This is a genomic window from Microcystis aeruginosa LEGE 91341 (genome assembly GCF_015206885.1).
GTDB classification, from domain to species: domain Bacteria; phylum Cyanobacteriota; class Cyanobacteriia; order Cyanobacteriales; family Microcystaceae; genus Microcystis; species Microcystis aeruginosa_H.
Window position 1 is genome coordinate 75,337 of record NZ_JADEXY010000001.1, and the last position, 23,789, is coordinate 99,125.

18 protein-coding genes, 1 tRNA gene and 3 pseudogenes are annotated in these 23,789 nt (G+C 46.0%); 11 read left to right on the forward strand and 11 right to left on the reverse strand.

What is annotated here, in order from left to right; translation table 11 throughout:
- Positions 1 to 31: 31 nt before the first annotated feature.
- A tRNA-Ser gene (locus IQ234_RS00325) sits at positions 32 to 118 on the forward strand.
- A gap of 104 nt (positions 119 to 222) precedes the next feature.
- On the opposite strand, the gene IQ234_RS00330 is transcribed toward IQ234_RS00325, so the two are convergent.
- The gene (locus IQ234_RS00330; RefSeq protein WP_193955594.1) at positions 223 to 885 is read right to left on the reverse strand and encodes a class I SAM-dependent methyltransferase; all 663 of its coding nucleotides are present in this window, start codon (positions 883 to 885) and stop codon (positions 223 to 225) included.
- A 106-nt stretch (positions 886 to 991) separates the two neighbouring features.
- On the opposite strand from IQ234_RS00330, the gene IQ234_RS00335 reads away from it, so the two are divergent.
- Both IQ234_RS00335 and IQ234_RS00340 read left to right on the forward strand, forming a co-directional pair.
- Entirely contained in the window at positions 992 to 4,069 is a 3,078-nt protein-coding gene (locus tag IQ234_RS00335) for a hybrid sensor histidine kinase/response regulator (RefSeq protein ID WP_193955595.1), read from the forward strand.
- A 159-nt stretch (positions 4,070 to 4,228) separates the two neighbouring features.
- A pseudogene (locus tag IQ234_RS00340) lies at positions 4,229 to 4,492 on the forward strand (transposase family protein); the annotation flags it as partial.
- Between the two features lie 12 nt (positions 4,493 to 4,504).
- Here the strand turns inward: IQ234_RS00340 and IQ234_RS00345 are convergent.
- Positions 4,505 to 5,647: pseudogene (locus IQ234_RS00345) on the reverse strand (ISAs1 family transposase).
- Between the two features lie 336 nt (positions 5,648 to 5,983).
- Here IQ234_RS00345 and IQ234_RS21870 point away from each other — a divergent pair.
- A pseudogene (locus tag IQ234_RS21870) lies at positions 5,984 to 6,088 on the forward strand (bluetail domain-containing putative surface protein); the annotation flags it as partial.
- A gap of 146 nt (positions 6,089 to 6,234) precedes the next feature.
- Here IQ234_RS21870 and clcA read toward each other — a convergent pair.
- On the reverse strand, positions 6,235 to 7,611 hold the full coding sequence (gene clcA / locus IQ234_RS00350; RefSeq protein ID WP_193955596.1) for a H(+)/Cl(-) exchange transporter ClcA: 1,377 nt from the start codon (positions 7,609 to 7,611) through the stop codon (positions 6,235 to 6,237).
- Positions 7,612 to 7,898: 287 nt separating this feature from the next.
- Between clcA and IQ234_RS00355 the strand changes: the two genes are divergently transcribed.
- Positions 7,899 to 10,058, forward strand: a complete 2,160-nt coding sequence (locus IQ234_RS00355; RefSeq protein WP_193955597.1) for an FUSC family protein — start codon at positions 7,899 to 7,901, stop codon at positions 10,056 to 10,058.
- Positions 10,059 to 10,080: 22 nt separating this feature from the next.
- Here IQ234_RS00355 and IQ234_RS00360 read toward each other — a convergent pair whose 3' ends face one another.
- Genes IQ234_RS00360 through IQ234_RS00375 form a run of 4 tightly spaced genes read right to left on the reverse strand, consistent with a single transcriptional unit; the run spans position 10,081 to position 13,729 of the window.
- Positions 10,081 to 11,229, reverse strand: a complete 1,149-nt coding sequence (locus IQ234_RS00360; RefSeq protein WP_193955598.1) for a transporter substrate-binding domain-containing protein — start codon at positions 11,227 to 11,229, stop codon at positions 10,081 to 10,083.
- A gap of 14 nt (positions 11,230 to 11,243) precedes the next feature.
- Positions 11,244 to 12,329 carry a calcium/proton exchanger gene (gene cax, locus IQ234_RS00365; RefSeq protein ID WP_193955599.1) on the reverse strand — a complete coding sequence of 362 codons (1,086 nt, stop codon included), beginning with the start codon at positions 12,327 to 12,329 and terminating at the stop codon, positions 11,244 to 11,246.
- Positions 12,319 to 13,368, reverse strand: a complete 1,050-nt coding sequence (locus IQ234_RS00370; RefSeq protein ID WP_193955600.1) for a cell envelope biogenesis protein OmpA — start codon at positions 13,366 to 13,368, stop codon at positions 12,319 to 12,321. The genes cax and IQ234_RS00370 overlap by 11 nt, the downstream gene beginning before the upstream one ends.
- Before the next feature lie 46 nt (positions 13,369 to 13,414).
- Positions 13,415 to 13,729 carry a DUF5132 domain-containing protein gene (locus IQ234_RS00375; protein WP_193955601.1) on the reverse strand — a complete coding sequence of 105 codons (315 nt, stop codon included), beginning with the start codon at positions 13,727 to 13,729 and terminating at the stop codon, positions 13,415 to 13,417.
- A gap of 781 nt (positions 13,730 to 14,510) precedes the next feature.
- Here IQ234_RS00375 and lexA point away from each other — a divergent pair.
- Both lexA and IQ234_RS00385 read left to right on the forward strand, forming a co-directional pair.
- Positions 14,511 to 15,125 (forward strand): transcriptional repressor LexA, encoded by a 615-nt coding sequence (gene lexA / locus IQ234_RS00380; RefSeq protein WP_052277896.1) that lies wholly within the window; start codon positions 14,511 to 14,513, stop codon positions 15,123 to 15,125.
- A 223-nt stretch (positions 15,126 to 15,348) separates the two neighbouring features.
- Positions 15,349 to 15,615, forward strand: coding sequence for a TIGR02450 family Trp-rich protein (locus tag IQ234_RS00385; RefSeq protein ID WP_002800208.1), 267 nt, complete (start codon positions 15,349 to 15,351; stop codon positions 15,613 to 15,615).
- 154 nt (positions 15,616 to 15,769) lie between these two features.
- On the opposite strand, the gene IQ234_RS00390 is transcribed toward IQ234_RS00385, so the two are convergent.
- Both IQ234_RS00390 and IQ234_RS00395 read right to left on the reverse strand, forming a co-directional pair.
- A complete protein-coding gene (locus tag IQ234_RS00390) occupies positions 15,770 to 17,104 on the reverse strand; it encodes a DUF4335 domain-containing protein (protein ID WP_193955602.1) in 1,335 nt (444 codons plus the stop codon).
- A 259-nt stretch (positions 17,105 to 17,363) separates the two neighbouring features.
- Complete coding sequence (locus IQ234_RS00395) at positions 17,364 to 17,903, reverse strand: DUF3038 domain-containing protein (RefSeq protein WP_193955617.1); 540 nt, start codon at positions 17,901 to 17,903, stop codon at positions 17,364 to 17,366.
- Positions 17,904 to 18,038: 135 nt separating this feature from the next.
- On the opposite strand from IQ234_RS00395, the gene IQ234_RS00400 reads away from it, so the two are divergent.
- Positions 18,039 to 19,610: a Na+/H+ antiporter gene (locus IQ234_RS00400; RefSeq protein WP_002788720.1), complete on the forward strand. Its 1,572-nt coding sequence runs from the start codon at positions 18,039 to 18,041 to the stop codon at positions 19,608 to 19,610.
- A 414-nt stretch (positions 19,611 to 20,024) separates the two neighbouring features.
- Here the strand turns inward: IQ234_RS00400 and IQ234_RS00410 are convergent, their stop codons facing one another.
- Positions 20,025 to 20,276: a UPF0175 family protein gene (locus IQ234_RS00410; protein ID WP_193955618.1), complete on the reverse strand. Its 252-nt coding sequence runs from the start codon at positions 20,274 to 20,276 to the stop codon at positions 20,025 to 20,027.
- A 207-nt stretch (positions 20,277 to 20,483) separates the two neighbouring features.
- The gene (locus tag IQ234_RS00415) at positions 20,484 to 20,999 is read right to left on the reverse strand and encodes a single-stranded DNA-binding protein (protein WP_193955603.1); all 516 of its coding nucleotides are present in this window, start codon (positions 20,997 to 20,999) and stop codon (positions 20,484 to 20,486) included.
- A gap of 205 nt (positions 21,000 to 21,204) precedes the next feature.
- On the opposite strand from IQ234_RS00415, the gene IQ234_RS00420 reads away from it, so the two are divergent.
- The 3 genes from IQ234_RS00420 to IQ234_RS00430 all read left to right on the forward strand — a co-directional run bounded on the left by IQ234_RS00420 (position 21,205) and on the right by IQ234_RS00430 (position 23,770).
- Positions 21,205 to 22,200 carry an amino acid ABC transporter permease gene (locus IQ234_RS00420; protein ID WP_193955604.1) on the forward strand — a complete coding sequence of 332 codons (996 nt, stop codon included), beginning with the start codon at positions 21,205 to 21,207 and terminating at the stop codon, positions 22,198 to 22,200.
- A gap of 267 nt (positions 22,201 to 22,467) precedes the next feature.
- Positions 22,468 to 22,845, forward strand: coding sequence for a hypothetical protein (locus IQ234_RS00425; RefSeq protein ID WP_002754350.1), 378 nt, complete (start codon positions 22,468 to 22,470; stop codon positions 22,843 to 22,845).
- A 64-nt stretch (positions 22,846 to 22,909) separates the two neighbouring features.
- The gene (locus IQ234_RS00430; RefSeq protein ID WP_193955605.1) at positions 22,910 to 23,770 is read left to right on the forward strand and encodes a shikimate dehydrogenase; all 861 of its coding nucleotides are present in this window, start codon (positions 22,910 to 22,912) and stop codon (positions 23,768 to 23,770) included.
- Positions 23,771 to 23,789 lie beyond the last annotated feature (19 nt).

Genomic DNA, 23,789 nt, shown 5'->3' on the forward strand with positions numbered 1-23,789 from the left:
GTTAAAATGATAATCCAGACTCAAACCCTGTGGAGAGGTGGCAGAGTGGTTGAATGCGGCAGACTCGAAATCTGCTTTAGGGTCACACCTAACGTGGGTTCAAATCCCACCCTCTCCGTTGAACTGATAACTTAGTGGTGTCGTTAAGGAGCTTAAGGAATATAGCGTTGTCTTGGGTGGTTTCCGCAAGAGCAAAAGCTTTTCTAATCGCCCTTAACTTCTTCACTTTTTCATGGCCAGGGTCAACCCATCACCAATGGGAATAATACTGATATTTACCCGTTCATCCTGCTGAATTTTGGCATTAAGGGAACGGATAATTTTGGTGCGATTATCGGTGCTATCGGCCGCCGCTACCCGTCCCGACCAAAAGACATTATCGATAGCGATAATTCCGCCGCTTCTGACCAATTGTAACGCCCGTTCGTAGTAGCAATCATAATTACTTTTATCGGCATCGATAAAGACAAAATCAAAACTATTACTTTCTCCCCCGGCGATTAATAGATCTAAAGTCTCCAGGGCCGGGGCAATTCTTAAATCGATTTTATCAGCGACACCGGCCTGCTGCCAATAACGACGGGCTATACTGGTATATTCTTGGCTCAGATCACAGGCGATCAGCTTGCCTTCTGGGGGTAAAGCTAAGGCCACCACTAGCGCACTATAACCGGTAAAAACCCCTATTTCTAGGGTTTTTCTCGCCCCGATCGCCTGTACCAAAAAAGCCATAAACTGACCTTGTTCGGGGGCAATCTGCATAACTGCCAGGGGTTGAGAGGCAGTTTCTTGACGTAATTGAGCTAAAATCGGGGGTTCTCGCAGACAGATAGATTGATAATAGGAGTAAAATTGTCGATCGAGTCCAAGAGTTTGATTAGCCATAAAAAAATTCCTAGTGAATGGGTTGATCGAGTAAAATTCTGGGTAATCTGAAGCCAGAGAGAGCGCATTGGTTGACCAAAAAGGAAGACTTGGCAGGAAGCAAATCATGACGAAACCCGACTCGGATCATTTCTTTAACGAAGATCTCGAACAGTTGTTAGAGAGTTTAGAAAACAAAAACACCGACGGTGACGAGACTCTAGACGAACTCAGCTTTTTATTTGAGCAGACTTCCCCGCCAGCGGCGAGGTATGGGACTTCTCTTGACCAAACCCTGTCTTCCTTGCCCTTAGAACAGGAATTAGCAGAACTTTTTGGCGATAGCATCAATTGGGAAGAAGCCGCCACTAATGATCTTCATTCCACCCCTGGGACTGCTCCCAAGTCAGAACCAGAAGATTGGGATGATCTGGAATCGCTGCTGCTAGAAAATGCAGCAGTCCGGGATTCAGAAGCAATTATAACCATCAGCAACCCGAATTTTTACGACAGCCTCGAAGACTTAGACGCTTTTCTGGAAAAACCGACTCCCCCAGAGCAATCGCCACTGCCGGACATCTTTGAATCCCTAGAGGTCTTCCTCTCGGAATCCACAGCAGGGGAGCCGGTGGCGGCGGCGGAACCTGTCCAATGGTTAGAATCACCGGAAATTGCCCCGGAAAGCTCCCCAGAGGATGAATTCAAGGATTTAGAAAAACTCCTCGAAGAAACCAATCCACCGGTCGGGTTAAATAACCTGCGTCCCCTTGTTGCTAAAGCTTTTGAACAGACGATGCGGGTGCCGATCAAACAATTGGACAACCTCAGCAATCTGATCGGGGAACTGGTGGTTAAACGCAATCGCCTTGAACAGGAACAGGATCGCCTGCGTCTCTTTTTAGATAATTTGCTTAACCAAGTCCAAAATCTCAGCGATGTGGGCGGTCGGATGCAGGATCTCTATGAAAGAAGCCTCCTAGAAGGGGCTTTACTGGCTAGTCGCAATGCTGGCGGTGCCATCGGTTACGGTGAAGTTCAGGGAAAAAATCAGGGCAATTCGGCTATGACTGGGGAACTAGATGCCCTAGAGATCGACCGTTTTACCGATTTCCACTTATTATCCCAAGAGATGATCGAATTGATCGTGCGAGTGCGAGAATCGGCCTCTGATATTCAATTTGTCGTCGATGAAACCGATCAGGTGACGCGCAGTCTGCGACAGGCTACCACCCAACTACAGGAAGGGATGACCAAATCGCGCATGGTTCCCTTTAGTCAAACTGCCGATCATCTACCCCGGGCAATTCACGATATTTCCCTGAAACTGCACAAACAAGCCAAATTAAAAGTGGAAGGAGGGGGTGTTCTCATCGATCAGATGATCCTTGAACATCTCAATAGTCCCATGATCCATCTGGTCAACAATGCGATCACCCACGGCATTGAATCACCCCAAGAACGCATGGCCAAGGGCAAACCTGTCCACGGTACGATCTGGGTCCGGGCATTCCTACAGGGCAATCAAACCGTGATCACCGTTAGTGATGATGGGGCCGGTATTGATGTTAATCTGGTTAAACTTAAGGCGATCGAAAAAGGCCTGATCAGCGATCGGGAAGCTCAAAACCTCAGTACCCAAGAAGTCTATGAAATTCTTTTTCATCCCGGTTTTAGTACCAAAGATCAGGCTGATGATTTTTCCGGTCGTGGGGTGGGTTTAGATGTGGTGCGGATCAGTTTAATCGATGTGCGCGGGACCGTGACTATTGACTCGGTACTGGGCAAAGGAAGCACTTTTACCCTCCGTTTACCCCTAACCCTGAGTATCTGTAAGGCCCTCTGTTGTGTTAGTAATCATGCTCGCATCGGTTTCTCCATGGACGGAGTGGAAGATATGAAGGATTTCCAGGCCAGGGATATCCAAATAGATGGGGAGGGACGGCCCTGCGTTTTCTGGCAAAACACTTTACTACCTTTCCAACCCCTGAGCGATTTGCTTTCCTACAATCGGCAACTTAGTCGCGGTAGTTTTTACACCGGCAAACAGGAGGAAGACTCTTTTTCGATCGTGATTCTGCGCGGTGGCAATAATCTCCTCGCGGTACAGGTGGATCAAGTGATTGGGGAACAGGAGATCGTGATCAAACAGATCGAAGGACCGATTCCGAAAACGGCTGGGATTGCTGGGGCGACGGTTTTAGGGGATGGTACGGTGATGCCCGTCGGCGATGTGTTAGAGTTAATCGACATCGCCAGGGGTCGTCTGCGTATCGATAACGCTGGTCTTTTGCCCCAATCTGTACCGCCTGTAGATGTGGAAACTGGCCAAAAATCCGAGGCTGTGGTTCTGATTGTCGATGATTCGATTACTGTTCGGGAATTGCTCTCTTTAAGCTTTAGTAAAGCCGGTTATCGTGTGGAACAGGCCCGGGATGGTCAAGAAGCTTGGGAAAAATTACGCGGTGGTTTGCCCTGTGATATCGTTTTTTGCGATATCGAGATGCCCCGCATGAATGGCCTGGAATTACTGTCTAATTTGCAAAAATCCCCCCGATTAGCGGCGATTCCCGTGGCTTTATTGACTTCCCGAGGCTCGGAACGTCATCGTCAGGTGGCGGCGAAATTAGGGGCTAGTGGTTATTTTACCAAGCCCTACACGGAAAGAGATTTACTCTCGGCAGCTGAAAGAATGATTGCGGGGGAAGTGTTACTAGCTAATAGTATTAAAGCGACTCCTAATCAGTTTTTATCCTCCGATACAACAATTATTGATAGTAATCCCGCTAATTTGTTGGCACAATCGAGTCCTCTCGTCTTGATTGTCGATGATTCGTTAATAGTGCGGGAAATGTTAATGATTTCTTTGGTTAAAGCTGGTTATCGCATTGAACAGGCCCAGGACGGTTTAGAAGCATGGGAAAAATTACAGGCCGGATTAGCTTGTGATCTGATTCTCTGCGATATCGAAATGCCTCGCCTGAATGGGTTAGAATTGCTCTCTCGTCTGCAAGAGGATGAACAACTTCAGGGGATACCAGTGGCGATAATTACCTCGCGCGGGACGCAAAAAATTCAGTATCTCGCCGCTGCTAAAGGAGCAAAAGGTTATTTTGTCAAGCCCTATATTGAGGATGTTTTACTTTCAGCAGTCCAACGTTTAATCGCTGGTGAGGTATTAATCCAGAAAGAAAATTCCGTGGATTAGCTGAGGTTAAGTAGCTGGTTATAATTAAATTAAAAATGGATTTTAGGTTCGATCCCCCCTTATTAAGGGTAGGACTGTTTCATTCTCCCATCAGAATATCAAAAGTAAAAGCGATCACTATCAGGTAAAATGAGAAGTGACCGCCAACTTTTTAAATATATGTTGAGCTTAATAGAAAAACTGAAACAAGTCAAGGACTTTCGGAAAGATAAAGGAAAAAGACACCCTTTATGGATAGTATTAGTAGTAATAATACTGGGAACAATGCTAGGATACTCAGGTTATAGAGAACTAGGAGAGTTTGCTAAAAATAACTTGCCCTGAGCCAAGTCGAAGGGTCGGCACAGGCTCAGTCAAGAATTTAACATAATTCCAGAAAGAGTCCCATCCTCTTCAACAATTAGAAGGGTAATGATCAGGGTAAGAGCATCTCAATTAGGCTTGACAAAAGGCTTTCAGCACAGTCATCATATAATTATTATCCATGGCCGCCCGTTTACTTTTTTGTGCCAGACTACGTCGGTAAGTGGATTCCTGGTTAAGAGCGTTAAGTGCCACTCGTCTCAAGAAGGCAAAATTACGAGGGCTGTGGCCTGAGCGAATTCGACATTTATCTTCATTAAAGGTAACATCTAAAATCCAATGAGCCTGATTTTCAATGCCCCAATGTTTACGAATAGCATTACCTATTTTTTGAGCATCAGCAGGGAGAGAACTGAGATAAAATTGGACTTCACAAGTGGTTTTATGACCAAGATGACGAACTCGTTTAACCATGATAATACTTTGAAGTCCTTGCCATTGAGCCTGTTGATAAAGACCGCCGAAAGCTTCTAAGGGGACAGCCCAAAACCAACGTTTTTCGAGACGATGATGACCTTTTTCCAGACGGTAATCATAACTAAATTGAATACCATCAAATTGATGTGCTTGAGCTTGCTCAAACCAGTTTTTGACCTGAGTATAAAGAGTCGGATGATTAGCTTTAAGGGCGACAACGTAGTCAGCTTTTTTGGCTTGAATATGATTAATAATCGCCGTTTGAGTTCCCATAGCATCAAGGGTGATAATTGCCCCTTGAAGGTCTAATAGTTCTAATAAAGCGGGAATAGCGGTAATCTCATTGGATTTATCTTCCACCTTGACTTGTCCTAAAACTAATTTCTGCTCCCCCGCCCAAGCCGTCACTAAATGCAAGGCTTTAATTCCTTGATTACGGTCGTAAGAACCTCTGAGACTTTTCCCATCTATGGGAACTATTTCCCCCGAAAGAGAACCGATTAAATGGGGCAGCCATTGAGACAAAACTTTGGCCAAAGCTTACGGGTTAATCCGTTCAAAAACCCGCCGAAAAGTATCATCAGAAGGAATGCCATTAGGTAATTCTAAAAACTCAGATAACCAAGACTGCTTACTGAGTCCATAATTTTCCATGTCTTCCCAACCTTCGGCTCCTGTTATAACTGCTAAAACAGCAATGACTAAAATATCGGTTAATAAATGTTTTTGGGTTCGGGACACTCTCGGGTCAGGAATATCTTGAAGATAAGTCAATAAACTAGCTTGAATTTCATTGATTGATGTTAAAGGAAACTCAGGTTTTAGTTGAGCTTTATTTCCAGTGGGGAGAACGGGGGAAAAACCTTGACCCATGAGCTATTTCCTCGTTAATTTTCATAAACAACAGTGAGACTAAGGCTAATTATAAATTATACAGAGGTAGCAGGGGCTAAGTCTGGGTACTGGCAGTGCGGGACGGTGCTATGGCGATTTCATTACCCTATTCAGAAATCTTTATCAAGTACAATTTATACCAAATTAGATGAGCTTACCCTGGGTTTTACCATTATTCAGCAAGCCCTAATTATGTGCTACCTTAAATTAAGTCCCCTGTGACAAATACCCGATCCTCTCACGGCGGGACTCCAATCCAGCAATGATTTATTAATAAATATCACCGGATTTACTGGGACTTTACCAGCTTTAGGGAGAATTAACGTTAGTAGCTTTTTTATCTAAGTGTCTAAGTTATCCTTCTAAGTCACCTAGAAAACGGGTTTCTTCAAGAAACTATTTAGAAACCAGTTTTCTTTGAGAAACCCGTTTTCTGCAAACGCCTATTTAGAAAATAGGTTTCTTTGAGAAACCCGTTTTCTTGTAATGGTTTAAATCCGATCGCTGGGGGGTTGCCGCTCTAATTTGTCCAAAATGCGCTTGAGCAAGACACTGTAAACAGGTTCGCCACCTAAGAAGTGGGCTGTGATGGCAGCACAGATGCAAGTCAGTAAAATAGGCAGCGCCACCAAAAAATTATCCGTCAATTCCATCACCAGCATGACGGCGGTGAGGGGAGCGCGGACCGTGGCCGCCACTAATCCCCCCATCCCAGCGACGGCAAAAACCCCGGGTTGGGGCAGTTGACCCGGAAACCAAGCATCGCACACTTGTGCCAGCCCTAAACTGAATAGAGTAGCCAAGGCTAACATCGGGGCAAAAATCCCGCCAATTTCCCCGGAACCATAACAAATCATTGTTAGGAGAAAGCGCCCTAAGAAAACCAGCAGCAAGACCGCTCCTGGAGCTTCACTATTAAAAGTCCAGATGACCGATTGATCGCCACTGCCAACTAAGGGAGCGTAGAGCCAACCGAGCCAACCGATCGCACTTCCCACCAATAACCCCAGCAGTTGGTAAGGAAGTCCCCGCAGCCGGCCAAACCAGTCTAGGGAACGAAACAGGAAAAAATTAAAATAATAGCCAACGATTCCCAGTCCAACCCCCAAAATCACGAACATCCAGAGAGTCCCGAGAGGAACTCTCTCGAAATGGGTGATTTTCATGAAACCCTCTTGACCTACAAGCAGCCGGAGGACAATGGCCGCCGTGATAGAGGCAACCATCACTGAACGGTAGGACAAAATCCACGAGTCAAATTTAGGGCGCACCTCTTCGGTGACAAACAAGATACCGGCGATCGGGGCATTGAAAGCTGTGGTTAAGCCGGCCCCTGCTCCCGAAGCGATCAGGATACGCGCCTGTTCAGAGGAAGCCCCGACGAAAGCAGCCACCATCTTACCGATAGCGCCTCCGATTTGAATGGTCGGCCCTTCAAAACCAGCAATCATCCCCGCCCCAATGGAGAGCATCCCGCCAAAAAACTTGACCGGCAGGACTCGCCGCCAGTCGAAGGGCAAGAGGTTGTCGAGCGCCCCTTCAATCTGGGGAATGCCGCTGCCAGCCGTATCCGGTGCTACCCTCCGCACCAGCCAGAAGCTGGCATAGACCATCCCCCCGGCTACCAGGCCAGGGATTAACCAATTCAGAATCGGGTAATCAGCCAGAGCAGCAGCCAGTTGTTGCCGTTGCTGGAGGATGTGGTGTACGGTCATCCGAAAGCAAGTACCCACTAAACCAGCTAGAATGCCAACAATTGCTGCCCACAGGACGACCCGGTTGAGCCGGTGCTTGGCCTCTAAAAATCGGGCCGGAATGTTGCCCAAGATATCCAATGGGGATGTGGGACTAGAATCGCTCTCTGCCATAGAAAAGGATGAGTAACTGTTGGTTTAAGGTTAGCATTGAGAGTATCAATAGTCTGCCCAGACATCTCTCCTGACACCTAAGTAGGGTCTGTTGAAAAAGTTTTTCGTGGGTGTAGGGTGTAGGGTTTTACCAATTTTGAGGGGGTCAATCACCTAATTTTCAGGGAAAAAGTCCAGGGATTTTACCCCTGATCACTCCAAGGGCTGGCAGTTTTTGATTTCAAAAAAACCTAAAAATATTATCCAACAAGGTTTTTAGATTTATTCAGCAAATCCCATTTACAGTCATGAAGAAAATTCACCCCGAGTTGAGTCAACTAAGGTTCTTCTATGGCATTCAATCAGCGGTCGCCATAGCCCTACCCTTGCTCATCGGCCTCTTGATGGGCAATCTCAAGCTCATCATTTTACCTGCTCTGGCTGCATTTTTGATTAATTTATTCCTGGGTAGCCTGTCTGTGAGTTACCGAGATAAATTACTAGGATTGGCGATCGCTACCTTAGGCTGTGCCGGGGTCATGAGTCTGGGAACGGTGAGTGGCCAGATGCCTTGGTTGCTGGTTATCCTCACTTTTCCCTTGTTGCTGCTCCTCAACTTTATCGGTGTGCTAGGAAGTACAGCCACGGCCATCGGACAGGTAGTGGCAGTGTTTTGGTTGATCTCTACTCACCTACCCGGCAATCTGGATCTGGCCCTAGAAAGATTTTGGTTACTCTTATTGGCCGGCATTTGGGTAATGGTTCGACCCTGGGTAATATGGCTCAACGATCCCTACAGGCCAGTTAAACAAGCCATCATTGCCAGTTACCAAAGCTTGACCCATTTTCTCGAAACTGTTGCCCGAGTTGAGATTGTCGATAAGGACGAACTCTGGGATGTAGAAACATCCCAAGCACAACATCAAACTGGAACAATGATCGCCCAAGCTCGTAGCCTCTGGCACGAGGTTTATATTAGTCAACCCGGCACTCATATTGAAGGCCAGCGCTTGATTTTTCTGATTGAGAAGCTAACTGATATGTATCGGGAAGTAATTGCTCTGACAGAAGTGGTTGTAGGACAAAACAAGAGAGAATTGGCTGAGATGGGACCAGAGCTTAAGCAAGCCTGCCAAACCTTGATCGAGGTAATGAAAACCCTGGATGATATAGTTAAATTGAGGAATACAAGCGATCGCCAAGAAATTGCTCAAGAAACCTTGGCGATGCTCACAACTTTACAGCAGCAAGTGCAAGACTTAAAGAAAAAGTTCCGTATTGGCAGTAATTCCCCGGAAACCATCACACCTAATCTCCATAAACTCATCCTAATTCTGAACAATCTGGCAGAACAAATTGATGCCACTATTACCCTACTCCTCGACCACCAAAAGCAAGTCGAGGTGGCACTCCAATCAGTTCCCTTAACTCCTGTCACCTCTTTTTGGGAAATATTGAAAAATAACTGGACTTTTGAGTCGATTAATTTTACTGCGGCTATGCGTCTAGCCACTGTCACTACTTTTGCCCTGTTGGTATCCATTCTACTCCATTGGCATCACGGTTATTGGATAGCTTTAACGGTGCTGTTTGTTCTCCAGCCAGATTATGGTGGCACAATCCAAAAGGCTATACAGCGCATTGGTGGCACTATTTTAGGAGTAATCTTAGCAACTCCCATAGTTTTGCAAATTCAAGATCTAAACCTACTAATAATAATTCTAATTATCTTAGCTGCCCTAACTGCTGCCTTCCGTTTTGTCAATTATGCTTTCTTTATGCTCTTTCTGACCATGCTAATTGTGGTGATTCTAGATCTAGACGTACCCAAAGATTGGCAGTTAGCCGAGACAAGAGTTTTTCATACTGTATTGGGGGGAGCTTTGGCAGTTATCAGTTACTATCTTTGGCCGATTTGGCAGAGACGTTCCCTACCCCGAAGAATTGGCATTTTACTAGAAAAGAGTGTCAGTTATTTTCAAACTGTGGCCGCCGCTTATCAAGGACAAGCTCAAAGTGCCAAGATCTTAGATTTAAGCCGCCGTCAAGCTGAATTAGCCAGTGATAATGCTTTAGCTACTGTCCAGCGCATGAAACGAGAACCAAAGCAATTTCAGGGTAATGTGGTAGGAACAACAGAGTTGATTCTCAATGGGGTTAGTTTTATTAATGGAGTGACTACCCTTAGACAACATCTTCAGCAGTTTCAGTCTTCCCAAACACTGCCCGGATTAGATGAGTTTATTGAACAGGTGACGAAAACATTTGAGAATTTGCAACAAATCCAACAAACAGGGACTAACTCCTTGTCCATGCCCAATTTTAACCAAAGTTTACATAGGTTAACGGATTATTTAGAAACCATTCCAGAAGCTCAAACTGAAGAAGTAAGATCGTTGAGTTTTATCATTGCAGAGTTACATCAACTTACAGAGAAATTAAAGGGAATGTTCGCGGCGATCTCTTAGAGTAAGGAAAGGAAAAAGACTGTCACTCAATCCACTTATCAATAATGTTTGAAATTGTCTTATCCTGCTGCATCTGAAGTATATCAATGTTGAGTTTATTGAGGAGGGGACTATTTTGAGGTAAGACAAAGCCATAGGTCAAGAAAGATGAATAAATAGGCACAGTTGTCAAAGCTACCCCCGGATTTTCATCAAGATAATATTTTAAGACTCGATAGGAATCAAGAACCGCATCTACCTGACCGCTATACATTAAATTAATAGCTTGGTATAGACTGTTGGCCAAGACAGGAGTAATTTTATATTCAGAGGTGAGATTCATAAAATAAGAACTTCCTGCCAATAGGGCAACTTTTTTATTTTGTAAATCTTGAAGATTGCTCAACTCTTTAGCAGGTTGCTGGGTCAATGCTAGGGTAAAGGTTGTCACCAAACCTGCCGTAATTGAAGAGGTAATCGCTAGGGAAATCCACATCCATAAATAAGTAATAAACCTGCCAGTTGCAGTCACTGGAACTTTATCACCATAGCCGACTGTTGTTGTGGTAACTGACACAAACCAGAACGCTTCTCGCACCCCCTTAAAATAATTTTTGGGAAACTGTTCGGGATTGCGCTTATGTTCAACAAACCAGATGATATTAGATACTAAAAACAACAGCAGTACGAGTCCTAACACCGTTAGGAGCGCCGCTCGTTGCAAGAAGGGATGAATCAACTGCCAGAGGTTGGGGGCATGGCTGGGAACGAGTAGGGCCAGATAGGAGCTATAGTAAGGCTGAGTAAAAGCAACTTTTTTCAGGCGTTCTGGCGTAATTGAGATCGGTCCGACGAGCAAATCGAGGGTGCCATTAGCAACTTGATTAATACCTGTATCAACTTCCTTAACTATATAATACTCGTATTCTAAATTTTCTGAAGTGGCTATTCTCTGCCAAATCTCAATACTAATCCCATCAAACTTAGTTGTGCTTTTCGGTGGGTAGGCGGAAGATTTTGGAGAAGGCGAAGGTTTATTTGGGGAGGAAATATCATTGACAGTTAACACTTGACTTTCTATGACATAAGGCGGTGAAACATAGACACCGACTCTTAACTTAGGTGAGGCTTGAACGGGAAGAGCAATCAAGAGTAATCCCCCTATCACCGAACCAATTAAAGAATTAATCATAACAGGGATGAAATCTAAGGATGTAAATAAAAAGCTGTACCTAAAACGGCATATAAAATTAACAATAAAACTCCTTCTAGCCAATTAGACTGGCCATCGGAACTGATAGAACTGGTGATGAGAACTGCCGCCGTAGCCGCAAACATACCAAAAACGTTAAATTCTAGGGAGAGAGGAGTCGGGAAGAATAGGCTCACTAGAACTAAAAGTGGAGCCACAAATAAAACCACCTGCAAAGTCGAGCCAATAGATACCGCCACCGTTAAATCCATCTTATTTTTGAGGGCGGTTGTCACGCAAGTAATGTATTCCACGACTCCGCCAAATAGGGGTAGTAAAATAATACCTGTAAATAGCTCAGTCCAGCCTAATACTTTTACCGTCTCTTCTAGACTCCCCACCAGAATTTCTGAAATGACCACTAGAGCAACGGTACAGATGAGCAGAATTGTGACGGGTTTTCCAAATTTGGCCAAGCCCCGGTCGCTGACTGGCTGAGACTGATTTTCTCTCGCTTCTAGCGTATTTAATCTTTCCACATCTTGCTGAGACTTAAGGGAGAAAATGAGGCTTAATCCATAAAAAATTAGCAACAAAATAGCAGCCGCATAGGAAAAGTTTTGGATAGCAGCTTTCGGCAAACCGTCGGAAGTAAAGTGAATGGCACTGGGAGTCAGCAAAACTAACACAGAAAGCAGCAAGGAAGAGGCATTGAGGCGAGCAATTTCTGGTGCAAAATTTTGTTGTTGGAAACGCAAGCCTCCTAACAACATTGCCAACCCCAATCCTAAGAGTAAATTGGCAATAATCGCCCCTAAAATACTCGCCTTGACCACCTCGACTAATCCCGCCCTAAGCGCCACTACTGAGACGACCATTTCCGTTAAATTGCCAAAGGTGGCATTGAGCAGACCGCCTAGGGTCGGGCCAATAATGGCGGCAATGACTTCCGTTGCTTCAGCAATGAAGGCTGCCAGGGGAATGATCGCCAAAGCGGAGAGGACAAAGACGAGGACGGGTGATAACCTCAGCCACTCAGCAGCAAGAGTGATCGGTACGAAGATCAGCAGCAAGAGCAAAAATTTGTTTTTAGCTGACATGGGGGGGGTTCTCTTGACCGTCTTGGGGTGGTTGCGGAGGCGAACTCGGTTGAGGCGGAGATGTCCAGTCGATTTTCTTGCCAGCGAGCGCGCCTAAGCTCCGACCGATCTCTGCCCCCGCTGCACCAGCGACTAACTTGCCGATCGCCCCTCCGACCAAAGCAGTTCCTGTTTCCCCGACAAAACTACTCCCCGTCTTGATCGTCCAATCTCTCACGTCTGTCTGTGTGGGCGAGGCTTCCTGAGACGGCTTTCCTTGCCGCTCGACTTGTTGATTTAAGGCAACTGCTGCATCTGTCCCTAACTGTCCCCCCAAAACCTCTCCGGCCAGAGCACCTACCATGCCGCCCGCCGGCCCAGCGATTACCGTACCCAGAATTGCGCCCCCCGCAGTCCCCAGGGTTTCACCGAGCTTCTCGCCGCTTTTCTTGCTGAGGTGTTCTGCGATCTCGATCGGATTTGCTCCCGCCTGAGCCTTGTCCGGTTCGGGGTGGACAATTTCGTGGGTGACATCATAGCCTAACTTTGCTCCGGTGGCGCTGCCGGCAAAAGCACCCACTTGAGCACCCAAAACCGCCCCCCCCGGTCCAAGAGCCGAACCGATCGCCCCGCCAATCATTCCACCAGCCACTTGTCCCGCCGACATCCCCAGAAAAGCACCACCCACGGCCGCTGGATCCACTGCCTGGCTGATCTGGCCAGCGATTTGCCCGGTAGCTGAGACGACGGACTCTGCGGTTGCCGTTGCCGTTTGCAGGGCGGTTTGCCCGACTTGATTGGCTTGTTCAGCCAAGGGTTTGACCGCCGCCCCGGCCGTTTCCATGAGAACTTGGCCAGTATCTTGGGTGGCTTTGAGGAGGGGGTTAGCGGCTTCGAGAACGGAGTCGCTTGCTGCTTGCCATTGCTGGGCGGCTGCTTCCCCTGCGGTTTTTGCCGCCTTCGCTATCTGGTTCGCCACTTCGCCGGCAGCGGCCAAGAGACTGGCGGGATTGTGAGTAAATTGTTCCCCTCCTGAGGCTGATGAATCTGGATTGGCCATTACCTCTATCCTCTTGAGATTACCCCGGAGCTACCGGGTTGGGTCATTATTCGGTAATTTCCACTTCTGTGGGTGTATCGGGCTTGGCTGAACTCTTGGCAGTCCTAATTTCTGCCTCGGCTTCTGCTACCAGATCATTCCAGGACTCACTGGCTTCAGCCACAGTTTCTTGCACCTTCTCAAACGTTTCTAGTCCCCATTTAATGCCACTTTTGGTGAGGTCGCGGCCGGACTCTGCTAGAGACTTTCCTACCTCTGGATTACCCAAAGCACCAATGAGAGGGGCCAGAGCCAGAGCTGCTGCCCCAACGCCCAGTGCCGCCACTGGCTCGATGCCTAACAACAAAGCTTCTAAATCCATAATCACTAATTTACTATCTCTATACCGCTCGATCGGCGATTTTCACTAACAGTTTAACCTGTATTATTGACTAATTGCCCAAAACTCGTTCAAGTTGACTGCGCCCCTGCCTGGGGGGTGATTTTTTCCAGGTCTGCCCGCTGCCGGGACCACCATTCCTCTCCGACTTGTCCGCCGATAGCACCGCCGATGACTCCCCCAAAAAGAGAGCCTAGCGGGCCCTTGCAGAGAGCCACCCACCACAAAGCTGGCCATGCCTGTTGAAGGTTTCGCCGATCAATTCAGTGGCACCCCGCTCTAGAGTGGTTTGCAGGGACTCGGCGGGGTTCTTTGCTGCCACTGGCCAGCGTTGCGCTGCCGCTCCTGTGCCGGAAGGAGGGATAGCATCTCAGCCAAGCCAAGCGCACCCGCAGTCGGCCTAGGGTGGAATGGACGATTTGGAGAGAGCTATCTCGAACGGGCGAGTTGCACTGGCCCCCCACTTGTTCAACGTTAATCATCTTAATTAGGGTTTGCGGCAAAAAGTTTTTCCTGGGGGCAGGGTGTGGGGTGTGGGGTGTGGGGTGTCGGAAGAATAAATAGAAATAATCCCCTGTCTCGGAGTCTCCTGTCTCGGAGTCTCCTGTCTCGGAGTCTCCTAACCAAGCACGACAATTTTTGATTTTCGCAAGAGATCTAATAATCAGTTGATTTAGTCGGCCGATGAAGTTAAGATGTACTAGGTTAAACACAAATGAACTAAAGTACAAATTATCTTAACCCAAGGATAGGAAAATAGATCATGACTAACCTCGAATCCCTTACTCAAGCGCAACAGGAGTTGTACGACTGGCTAATTGAGTACATTCGCACTACTCAGCACGCCCCTTCCATCCGGCAAATGATGCGAGCAATGAATTTACGCTCTCCCGCACCGATTCAAAGCCGTTTAGAACGTTTACGCACCAAAGGCTATATTGATTGGACAGAAGGAAAAGCACGCACTCTGCGGATTCTCAAACAACCAGTGCAAGGTTTACCAGTTCTAGGTGTGATCGCTGCTGGTGGTTTAGTGGAACCCTTCACCGATGTGGAAGAAAAACTCGATCTTTCTAACCTGTTGCAACGCAGTCAAGACTGTTATGCTCTGCGCGTTTCCGGAGACAGTATGATCGAGGATCATATTGCCGATGGGGATCTGGTGATTATGCGTTCTCTCACGGGTAATGAAGCGGTGTCCAATGGAGAAATCGTCGCCGCCAGAGTCGAAGGCCACGGCACTACTTTAAAACGTTTCTACCAAGAAGGAGAAATCATCACTCTCCAACCCTCCAATCAAAAATATCAACCAATTACAGCCAATACTGAACAAGTACAAGTGCAAGGGGTTTTGGTTGGTGTTTGGCGCGGTTATTAGCCAAAACTGGGGCGCACTTAAGCGCCCCGATAATTTTTCCTCTCCTTGGCTTCCAGAAAAGAATCGGGTTGGCAAACTAGGATAATATAAGGGTTTTAGCCTATCCCGAACTCAGGTGTTTTAACTTTTATGCCCATCCTTGGCTTCCAGAAAAGAATCGGGTTGGCAAACTAGGATAATATAAGGGTTTTAGCCTATCCCGAACTCAGGTGTTTTAACTTTTATGCCCAAAAAACAGAAGTATCCCCATCTCTTGGGATCAAAATGGACGGCAAAACAAAAAACATGGGGCTGGCGACATTTTCAAGTGGTCAATCGTCAAAATCGCGGTCAATGGGTTTTTGCCGAATTAGTCGCTTCCTGCGATCCGACTGTCCGCTTCTGGATTAATGCTAAACAGTTGCAAGACGCGAACCTCTGGCAATCCGGTTGGCAAACCCTAACGGAAATGAACCAACCCGACAGCACCGACGAGATTATTGTTAATTAAGTAGGTAGGCGTTAAAAATTATCAGATGCCCCCCTTATTAAGGGGGGATTAAGGGGGGATCGGCACCCCCCTTATTAAGGGGGGCAGGGGGGATCGAACCTAAAATCCATTTTTAATTTAATTATAACCAGCTACTTAAATGCAGTACAGCCTATTACTGTTCCATAAAAGTCCGCACCGTGCCATCAGAACCAAGAACTAGACGCAATTGAGGATTACCAGAGATATCGAGGGGAGACACGAAAGGTTGATTGAGCAGGGGCATATTAGTGCGATCGAGATAGATTTTCGCCGCCTGTCCCAGGGGAATAATCTGTTTTAGGGAACCATCCTGATTTAAGACCAAACGGTACTCTAGAGTATGCTTGAGACTTTCCGGGGGTTGCCAACGGGACTGAAAATATTCTCTGGTTTCTGCCACTTGGGGAATTGTATCTAGTAAGTTCGTCTCTGGGGCTTTAGCGGTACTTGTGGGCGGTTTGGAGTCTAAATTGACATTTTCGGGGTTAACAGGGCTTAGAGGCGGTAAATTGGGCAATTTTGGCGGTGCTGGACTCGGATTCATCGTGGTGGGGGGGACATTTGCTAGTGCATTTGTACCCTGAGCGCTGGTGACGGGGGGGGCAGTAATCGGGATGTTCTGATTATTCGGTTCAATTATGATCGCCGTGCCGCCAGGGAGTGAACCTGTGACTGGTGGCGGCGGTAAAGTGGACGGCGGAATCACTAGGGGGACGCTAGAGGGACGAACTGGGGCTGGAACGGTTGCCACGGGCGGCGGCGGCGGTAAAGGGGTTTTATTGCCCAAATTTGCTGGTAACTGCGGGTTTGGGGCGGCTGTTCCCGTGGGGGGTAAAGGCAGCGTTGGCAAGGGTTGGGGAATCTTGGCACTATTGGGATCGGTGGTTAAATCATTGTTGGCTAGTTCTTGCTGTTGATAAAATGCGATCGCTATTCCCCCGATAGTTATTAGGGCTGAAGCGATTAATCCCGTCCAGATCAGGGTATTCTTTCGAGTTTTCTGGCGAATTAAAGGGGGTATTAGGGGGCTTTCATGGTTATATTCCCCTAAAGCATTGGCTAGGTCGAATAATTGCGATGTGGTTAATTCAATCTCCTGTTTATCTCGATCGGTTAGCAGGGAACCTAAAAATAATTGATGCTGGAGAAGTCCCTGACAATGGAGAGAGGGTAAGGAGGGAAGATGACTTTCGGGGGAACCACTAGCCACGAAAGAGAGGCTAGAAACGGGACTAGAGAGTAAATTCTGCACATAATTAGCGACAATTTCCCCTAGGAGTTGTAATTGTGTGCGATCGCCTTTGATCGTCACCTGTTTTTCCTCACTCAATCTAGGATCATCAAAGCGCAATTGAAAGTGGGCATCCTTTAAGACATTTTTACCTAGCCAAACCGCTAGAGGCGAACTATTTCCCCAAATTTCTAGGGTACAGGTGGGGGGTGTATATTTGCGAATTAGATTACTCATTTTTAGTTATCCGTGGGAATTATAAATTATGAATTATGAATTATGAATTATGAACTGGGAAGCTTTTTTTCAGTGTTGCCAAAGGCACGGCGTAGCCGTCCAGTAAACAGTAATCAGTGAACTGAAAACTTACATCTGATAACTTACATCTGAAAACTTACATCTGAAAACTTACATCTGATAACTGATAACTGATAACTGATAACTGATAACTGATAACTGATAACTGATAACTGATAACTGATGACTGATAGCCTTTTTACTTTTTACTTGCCAAAAGGGTGTGCCAGAGAAGGAGATGACTGCGGGGGCTGCTGTAGAAAAATAAATCGATTAATAATTTCCAGGCTAGGGAAATCAGGCTAGAATCGCTGAGATTATTTTCCGATATTTCTGGGTATTTTAAGCGAAAATTATCGATATAATTGCCCAAAAGTGTGGTTTTGACCGGTTCTTGTCCTTGAGTTCCCACTTGTTCCAAGAGAATTACAGCGCGACGGATTAACTCTTGCTTTTTTTGGGCTAGATGACAGAGGAGGAGAACTAGAGAACGGATGTCCGCTAGGGAAAGTTTTGACTGGGGTTGCCAGTAGTGGGCAGCTAGGCGATCGCTTGTATCCAGATCTAAGGCTAATTCCTGGGCTGCTTGGGTGATAGAATCGGAGTCTAAATTAGCTAGAGAGACTAAAGCGACCAAAATCAGGTTTAAATAGCTATTAATACTCTCTAACTGCTCGTTACTGGGTGAGATAGCTAGGGGTAAATCCTCACCCGTGGAGGACTCGGCAGACTGAGGCATAGTCAAGGACATAGATAAAAGGAATTGCCAGCAGAAAAACTTGGGTTTAGGAGAAAAAATCACTGGTTCTAAAGTGTAATAATAATTGAGATTGTTCTTTTCTTGCACGTCCGCTCACCGATTGCCTCCCACCCAATGAGTTTAGAATCCGCTACCGATGAAGTCATTAAGCAAAATTTAGAACAATTTCTAATTGTTTTGTCCGTTTCCCTGAGTGTGGCCACGGTTTCGAGGATTTTTAGCTGGTTTCGCCAAATTCCTTACACCCTATTGTTAGTGATAGTCGGTTTAGGTTTAGCTTTCATCGATATCCGTCTGGTGAACCTATCCCCCGAACTGATTCTAGAAATTTTTCTGCCCCCTTTGCTATTTGAAGCCGCTTGGAATACCCGCTGGCGAGATCTGAAGGATAATTGGATTCCCGTCAGTCTTTTCGCTATTGTCGGCGTAATTATCTCGATTTTCGGGGTTGGTTTTACCCTCGATGAATTGACCAATTTACCCCTATTTACGGCATTATTAGTGGGTGCGAGCCTTTCTTCTACGGATCCCGTCGCTGTTGTCGCTCTTTTTCGCGAATTGGGGGCCAGTAAAAAACTCACCGTGCTTTTGGAAGGGGAAAGCTTATTTAATGATGGGGTCGCTGTGGTCGCTTTTGCTCTTTTGGTGGAAATTCCCCTCGGTGCTAGTGGTCTATCCTTAGAGACAACCATTAGCCGGATTGCCGCTTTTATCGGTATCGGGGTGGCAGTGGGTTGTTTAGTGGGTTTTGGTATTTCCTATCTGACTCAACGTCTCGATTTACCCCTAGTGGAACAGTCTTTAACTCTTGTGTCTGCTTACGGTGCTTATTTATTAACCGAGGAGTTCGGGGGTTCGGGGGTAATCGGAGTGGTGACTACGGGGATTATTTTGGGTAATTTTGGCTCTAGAATCAGCATGAGTCCCCGTACTCGCCTATTAGTCACGGAATTCTGGGAGTTTCTCGCTTTTTTTGTTAATTCGATCGTTTTTCTCCTCATCGGCGATCAGATCCGTCTCTCCAGTTTAGCCGATAATCTCAATTTAATTTTTATCACGATCGCCGCCGTGGTAGCGGCCCGTTTTCTGGCTACCTTTGCTTTAGGAACTGTTAGTAATGCCTTGATGGAAACTAAAATTAATTGGCGAGAAAAAACGGTTTTATGGTGGGGAGGTTTGCGTGGTTCCGTTTCTATTGCCCTAGCTTTGAGTGTGCCAGTTATTTTTCCTAATCGTCAGGATATCATCGATATAGTTTTCGGAGTTGTTCTCTTTACCCTTTTGGTTCAGGGATTAACTATTCAAACTTTCCTATCGAGATTAGACTTGATCGGTGATCAACCAATTCGAGAAAACTATGCGGAACTTTTAGCCCGAAGGGTAGCTTTAAAAAGGGTTTTGGACTATCTTTCTAAGTTAGATAAATCTCCCGATGTTGCCCCCGAATTTTTTAGTTATGAGCAGCATCTCGTCAAAGAAAAGTTAAAGACTGTAGAAGCGGAAATACAATCTCTCAACGATAGTTATCCCCAATTACAACTATTAACAATGGAACAACTTCGGGAAACCCTCCTAGATATCGAAGCTGATACCTACGCTGAATTTATTCGAGCCGGCCGTTTAACTAGCAATTTATCCCCCGTCCTCCAAGAAATTCTCGCTGAAAGTAAAATTAGTGAACAGTAGGACTATTTTGGGGTATATACCTGAACTTTTTATTGTTCTACACGCGTAAAATTCTGACATGGGTTGGGTACAGATTCATCATTGGGGATCCCGAACTCGACACATGGGAGAGGAAGAGGCGACATCATATAGCATACACTACCCCCATAACTGTATCCTAAGCTACAATTTAATAAATCTTTATATTCTTCTCCTTGGCTTAGGGATTCACAGGGGAAGGAGTCTCAGGTATTTTCCCCTGTTTTACTGCTTCTCAGGCGACCTATCGCCTTCCGTGAGGGATTGTGGCGCAGTGTGTCGGATTCGGTCATAGGGTTCAAAATTTCGCTAACACGGTTTGGTAAATTGACTCTAGCAACCAGAGATGATCGATAATCGCCAGATTGCAAAGGGCAGAGGTATCGCTGACGACGATCATAGCCAGCCTCGATCGCGCAGATGTTGAACATCCTGCTCAAAGTCTTCTACATCGTAGTGAACACAAATACCGCGATCTGCCAGCAGTTTTTGAAAGTCCATGACTTCCATCCCGGCAATTTTACTGGCGCGACTGAGGGAAATCCGCTCTTGCTGAAACAGCGCAATGGCAATCTCCCGAAGCCAGTCGCCTTGGTTAAAGGTTTCGGCTTGGCTGAGTTTATCCGGTAGGTTCAGGGTAATTTGCATTGAGACATCCTCACGCATATTTTTTTCTAGCCTGCCAGATCTCGGTTAAAGCTTTGGCTCTTCTGGTTTCTGTGTGAAAACGAGGTCTATACTGATAGAATATCCGTCAAAATAGCGCTGAAAATCTTGCCCGATAAGCATTTCACGATTCCATAAGCAAAAATTATCAGACAAAATCGAGAAGAGCCATTAAATCTGTTGGGGTAGTTAGAAAGGAATATCGTCTAAATTTTCCTCCACTGGTGTGTCAGAAGGTTGCCAAGCGGAAGGATTAGAAAGTTCATAGGATGCGTCGTATTCAAAGTCCCCGGTGGAGACAGGTGCGACAGGTTTTTCCACCGGGGTTTTATTCGATTTGTGGGTATTGATTGGCACGACTTTTTCTGGAGTCGGGGCCGTCATTTCACCGCTACTCACGCTACCGTCAAGATGATAGAGATGACTAATGACTAATTCGGCCCGTTTTTCCTTAAAACCTTCGGGACGATCGATCGTCTGCATGGAGAGACGACCTTCCAAAATTACCCGATCGCCTTCATTATAGTTCTGAGCGACTTCTGAGGCTAAATTTCCCCAAGCTACGGCCCTTAAATTAGCCGGGGTTGCCTCGGCACGATTGGGAGAAAACTCGACTAACATTTGAGCGTAGGGAGTTTGATTATCTTGGGTATAACGTAATTCGGGACGACGGACAATTTTAGCCATTAAAATGCAACTGTTCATGGTCGAAAATCAGTCTGAATTTTTCTAATAAGTGGGTGGGTGGAATTAAATATAAGATGAACGTAGGTTGGGTTGAAGCATGAAACCCAACGCCCGCATGGGTTACGCTACCGCTAACCCATCCTACAAATAATTGCGCCTTCCTACTTAGCACCATTGTACTGAAAAAGTACAATGATCACCACTGTGGAGGTTAGGGAATTTTATGGGACTCTGGTTAAGAAAAAATCTCTTTAACACTTGGTACAACGTCATCTTAACCCTTGCGGGTCTATTTCTCAGCCTCTGGGGTGGCTTAAGTTTTCTCGATTGGGCGATAAATCAGGCAAAATGGGCTGTAGTGACGGAAAATCTCGGTTTATTCGTAGTCGGTCGTTATCCAGAACAGTCAATATGGCGAATTTGGCTGATTTTAACGATAATTGCGGCTTTATCGCTGTTTTCTTGGCAATTAAACCGGGGTCGCTTCCCCGATTGTCCCGCTTTTCTGCAGCGCTGGTGGGGATTGATTTGGTTATTGACTTTACCTTTAATTGCTTGGTTACTATTGGGGGGATTATTTTTAAAGGCAATTCCCCTCGATGATCTCAGTGGTTTAATCTTAACTTTATTAGTAGCGATCGCAAGTATGATTTTATCTTTCCCCTTGGGGGTATTATTGGCCCTAGGGAGACAGAGTGAATTACCGGCAATTCGTTGGCTATCTATTGGCTATATCGAATTATTGCGCGGTTTACCTTTGTTGGGAATTTTATTCATGGCTCAGGTGATGTTACCTTTAATTTTACCCGCCGGAACCAGACCGGAACGGGTGATCAGAGCGATCGCCGGATTTACCCTTTTTGCGGCAGCCTATCTGGCCGAAAATGTCCGGGGTGGTTTACAAGCGATTCCCAAGGGTCAAATTGAAGCGGCCAGAGCTTTGGGTTTAAAACCGATTTTCGTTTTATTATTGATCGTTCTACCCCAAGCTTTAAAAGCGGTCATTCCCGCTATTGTTGGTCAATTTATCAGTTTATTTAAGGATACTTCCCTACTGGCGATCGTGGGACTGGTGGACCTCTTGGGTATGGCAGGATCGGTTTTGGCTAATCCGAAATTTATCGGCGATTATCCAGAGGTTTATCTATTTTTGGCGTTTATTTACTGGATTTTCTGTTATTCTATGTCCCTAGCCAGTCGTAGGTTAGAACAGCGTTGATTGGGATGCGGGGGAATTATGAATTATGAATTATGAATTGGGGTATGGGGAGAACAAATAAAAATAATCTCCTGACTCCTGAATACTGACTCCTGAATACTGACTCCTGAATACTGACTCCTGAATACTGACTCCCGTCTCCTGTCTCCTAACCCCACCAACAGACTTATTCAGCAAACCCTACCTAGCTTTTTGTCATAAATATTGATATTATTTAACAATCAGCAGCAATTTATGGTAAATATATTTATTTAGGAGAGCGAGAAAATGGCTGGATTCTTTGGCCTGTTTGGCAATAAGACGAAATACGTCGATGAACCGATGGATATGAGCGCACCGGAACCGAAAGAGGCTTTTTATTTGGAACCCGATGACGCTAAAACTCTCGGTAATATCGACTTTATGCGGACACCGATCACGATCCGACGTACTTTCCCGAAAACTGCCTCGAATAAGAAGGGTGGCGAATCGATTAAACAGATTTCTTCTATGGAAGTCAGCAAAGTCACCGATAACGGTATTGTGGCAAAATCGGCTACTTCCGAGGCTAATAGTAAGGCTAACGCTGCTAATGATAACGTTCGTCGCGCTAACGATGACAATATCAATCCTTTTCTGAAAATGGCCCGCGAAATCAAGAAATAGTATAGTAAGGGGAGCATTGGCTACCCTTAAGATTAAACTTTGGTGGGGAAAGCCCACCTTTTTTATGACCATTATTAACGGAAAAACCAAATTATTAGGCGTAATCGGCGATCCCATTGGCCATACTCTTTCTCCCCTCATGCACAATGCCGCTATCGATGCCTTGGGGCTAAATTATGTCTATCTTCCCCTCCCGATCGCCCCAGAAAATTTGGCAACTGCGATCGCTGGCTTGTCCGCCATCGATCTACAGGGTTTTAGCGTCACGATTCCCCATAAATTAGCAATTATTCCCTTATTATCGCAAATTACCGAGAAAGCAAGGCTAGTAGGTGCAGTTAATACCGTCTGGCGCACGGAAACCGGCTGGCAGGGAACGAATACCGATGTGGATGGCTTTCTCGCTCCCTTGAAATCCCTTGACAAAGATTGGAGTCGGGTGAATCCAGTTATTTTAGGTAATGGCGGCGCTGCCCGGGCGGTAGTGGTGGCTTGCGCCCAGTTGGGCTGTGGCAAAATTCATGTGGTAGGACGCAATCAAAAGAAATTAGATCCTTTTAAAGAAAGTTGGGCGAATACCAGCCTCTATGACCTCCTAGAAGTGCATGGCTGGGACGAATTAGAGGGGCTGCTATCCACCACAGAACTCCTGATTAATTCTACCCCCATCGGAATGTCTCCCCAGGGCGAACAATCCCCAGTTGAGTTAGAATTATTAGACCTTTTACCACCATCGGCGATCGCCTACGATCTGATTTATAATCCCCGGCCGACCAAATTTCTCCGGTTGGCTCAGACTAGAGGGATAAGAATTATTGATGGGTTAGAAATGTTAGTTAATCAGGGAGCGATCGCACTAGAAATCTGGTTAGGTCAACCCGTCCCCGTCTCGGTCATGCGGGAAGCTTTGTTAAAACAATTCTAAATGCTAAAATCCTATTTCT

Coding starts and splice junctions, on each gene's coding strand:
- IQ234_RS00330 (WP_193955594.1), bottom strand. CDS start 885: ATGGCTAATCAAACTCTTGGACTCGATCGACAATTTTACTCCTATTAT.
- IQ234_RS00335 (WP_193955595.1), top strand. CDS start 992: ATGACGAAACCCGACTCGGATCATTTCTTTAACGAAGATCTCGAACAG.
- clcA (WP_193955596.1), bottom strand. CDS start 7,611: ATGGCAGAGAGCGATTCTAGTCCCACATCCCCATTGGATATCTTGGGC.
- IQ234_RS00355 (WP_193955597.1), top strand. CDS start 7,899: ATGAAGAAAATTCACCCCGAGTTGAGTCAACTAAGGTTCTTCTATGGC.
- IQ234_RS00360 (WP_193955598.1), bottom strand. CDS start 11,229: ATGATTAATTCTTTAATTGGTTCGGTGATAGGGGGATTACTCTTGATT.
- cax (WP_193955599.1), bottom strand. CDS start 12,329: ATGTCAGCTAAAAACAAATTTTTGCTCTTGCTGCTGATCTTCGTACCG.
- IQ234_RS00370 (WP_193955600.1), bottom strand. CDS start 13,368: ATGGCCAATCCAGATTCATCAGCCTCAGGAGGGGAACAATTTACTCAC.
- IQ234_RS00375 (WP_193955601.1), bottom strand. CDS start 13,729: ATGGATTTAGAAGCTTTGTTGTTAGGCATCGAGCCAGTGGCGGCACTG.
- lexA (WP_052277896.1), top strand. CDS start 14,511: ATGACTAACCTCGAATCCCTTACTCAAGCGCAACAGGAGTTGTACGAC.
- IQ234_RS00385 (WP_002800208.1), top strand. CDS start 15,349: ATGCCCAAAAAACAGAAGTATCCCCATCTCTTGGGATCAAAATGGACG.
- IQ234_RS00390 (WP_193955602.1), bottom strand. CDS start 17,104: ATGAGTAATCTAATTCGCAAATATACACCCCCCACCTGTACCCTAGAA.
- IQ234_RS00395 (WP_193955617.1), bottom strand. CDS start 17,903: ATGCCTCAGTCTGCCGAGTCCTCCACGGGTGAGGATTTACCCCTAGCT.
- IQ234_RS00400 (WP_002788720.1), top strand. CDS start 18,039: ATGAGTTTAGAATCCGCTACCGATGAAGTCATTAAGCAAAATTTAGAA.
- IQ234_RS00410 (WP_193955618.1), bottom strand. CDS start 20,276: ATGCAAATTACCCTGAACCTACCGGATAAACTCAGCCAAGCCGAAACC.
- IQ234_RS00415 (WP_193955603.1), bottom strand. CDS start 20,999: ATGAACAGTTGCATTTTAATGGCTAAAATTGTCCGTCGTCCCGAATTA.
- IQ234_RS00420 (WP_193955604.1), top strand. CDS start 21,205: ATGGGACTCTGGTTAAGAAAAAATCTCTTTAACACTTGGTACAACGTC.
- IQ234_RS00425 (WP_002754350.1), top strand. CDS start 22,468: ATGGCTGGATTCTTTGGCCTGTTTGGCAATAAGACGAAATACGTCGAT.
- IQ234_RS00430 (WP_193955605.1), top strand. CDS start 22,910: ATGACCATTATTAACGGAAAAACCAAATTATTAGGCGTAATCGGCGAT.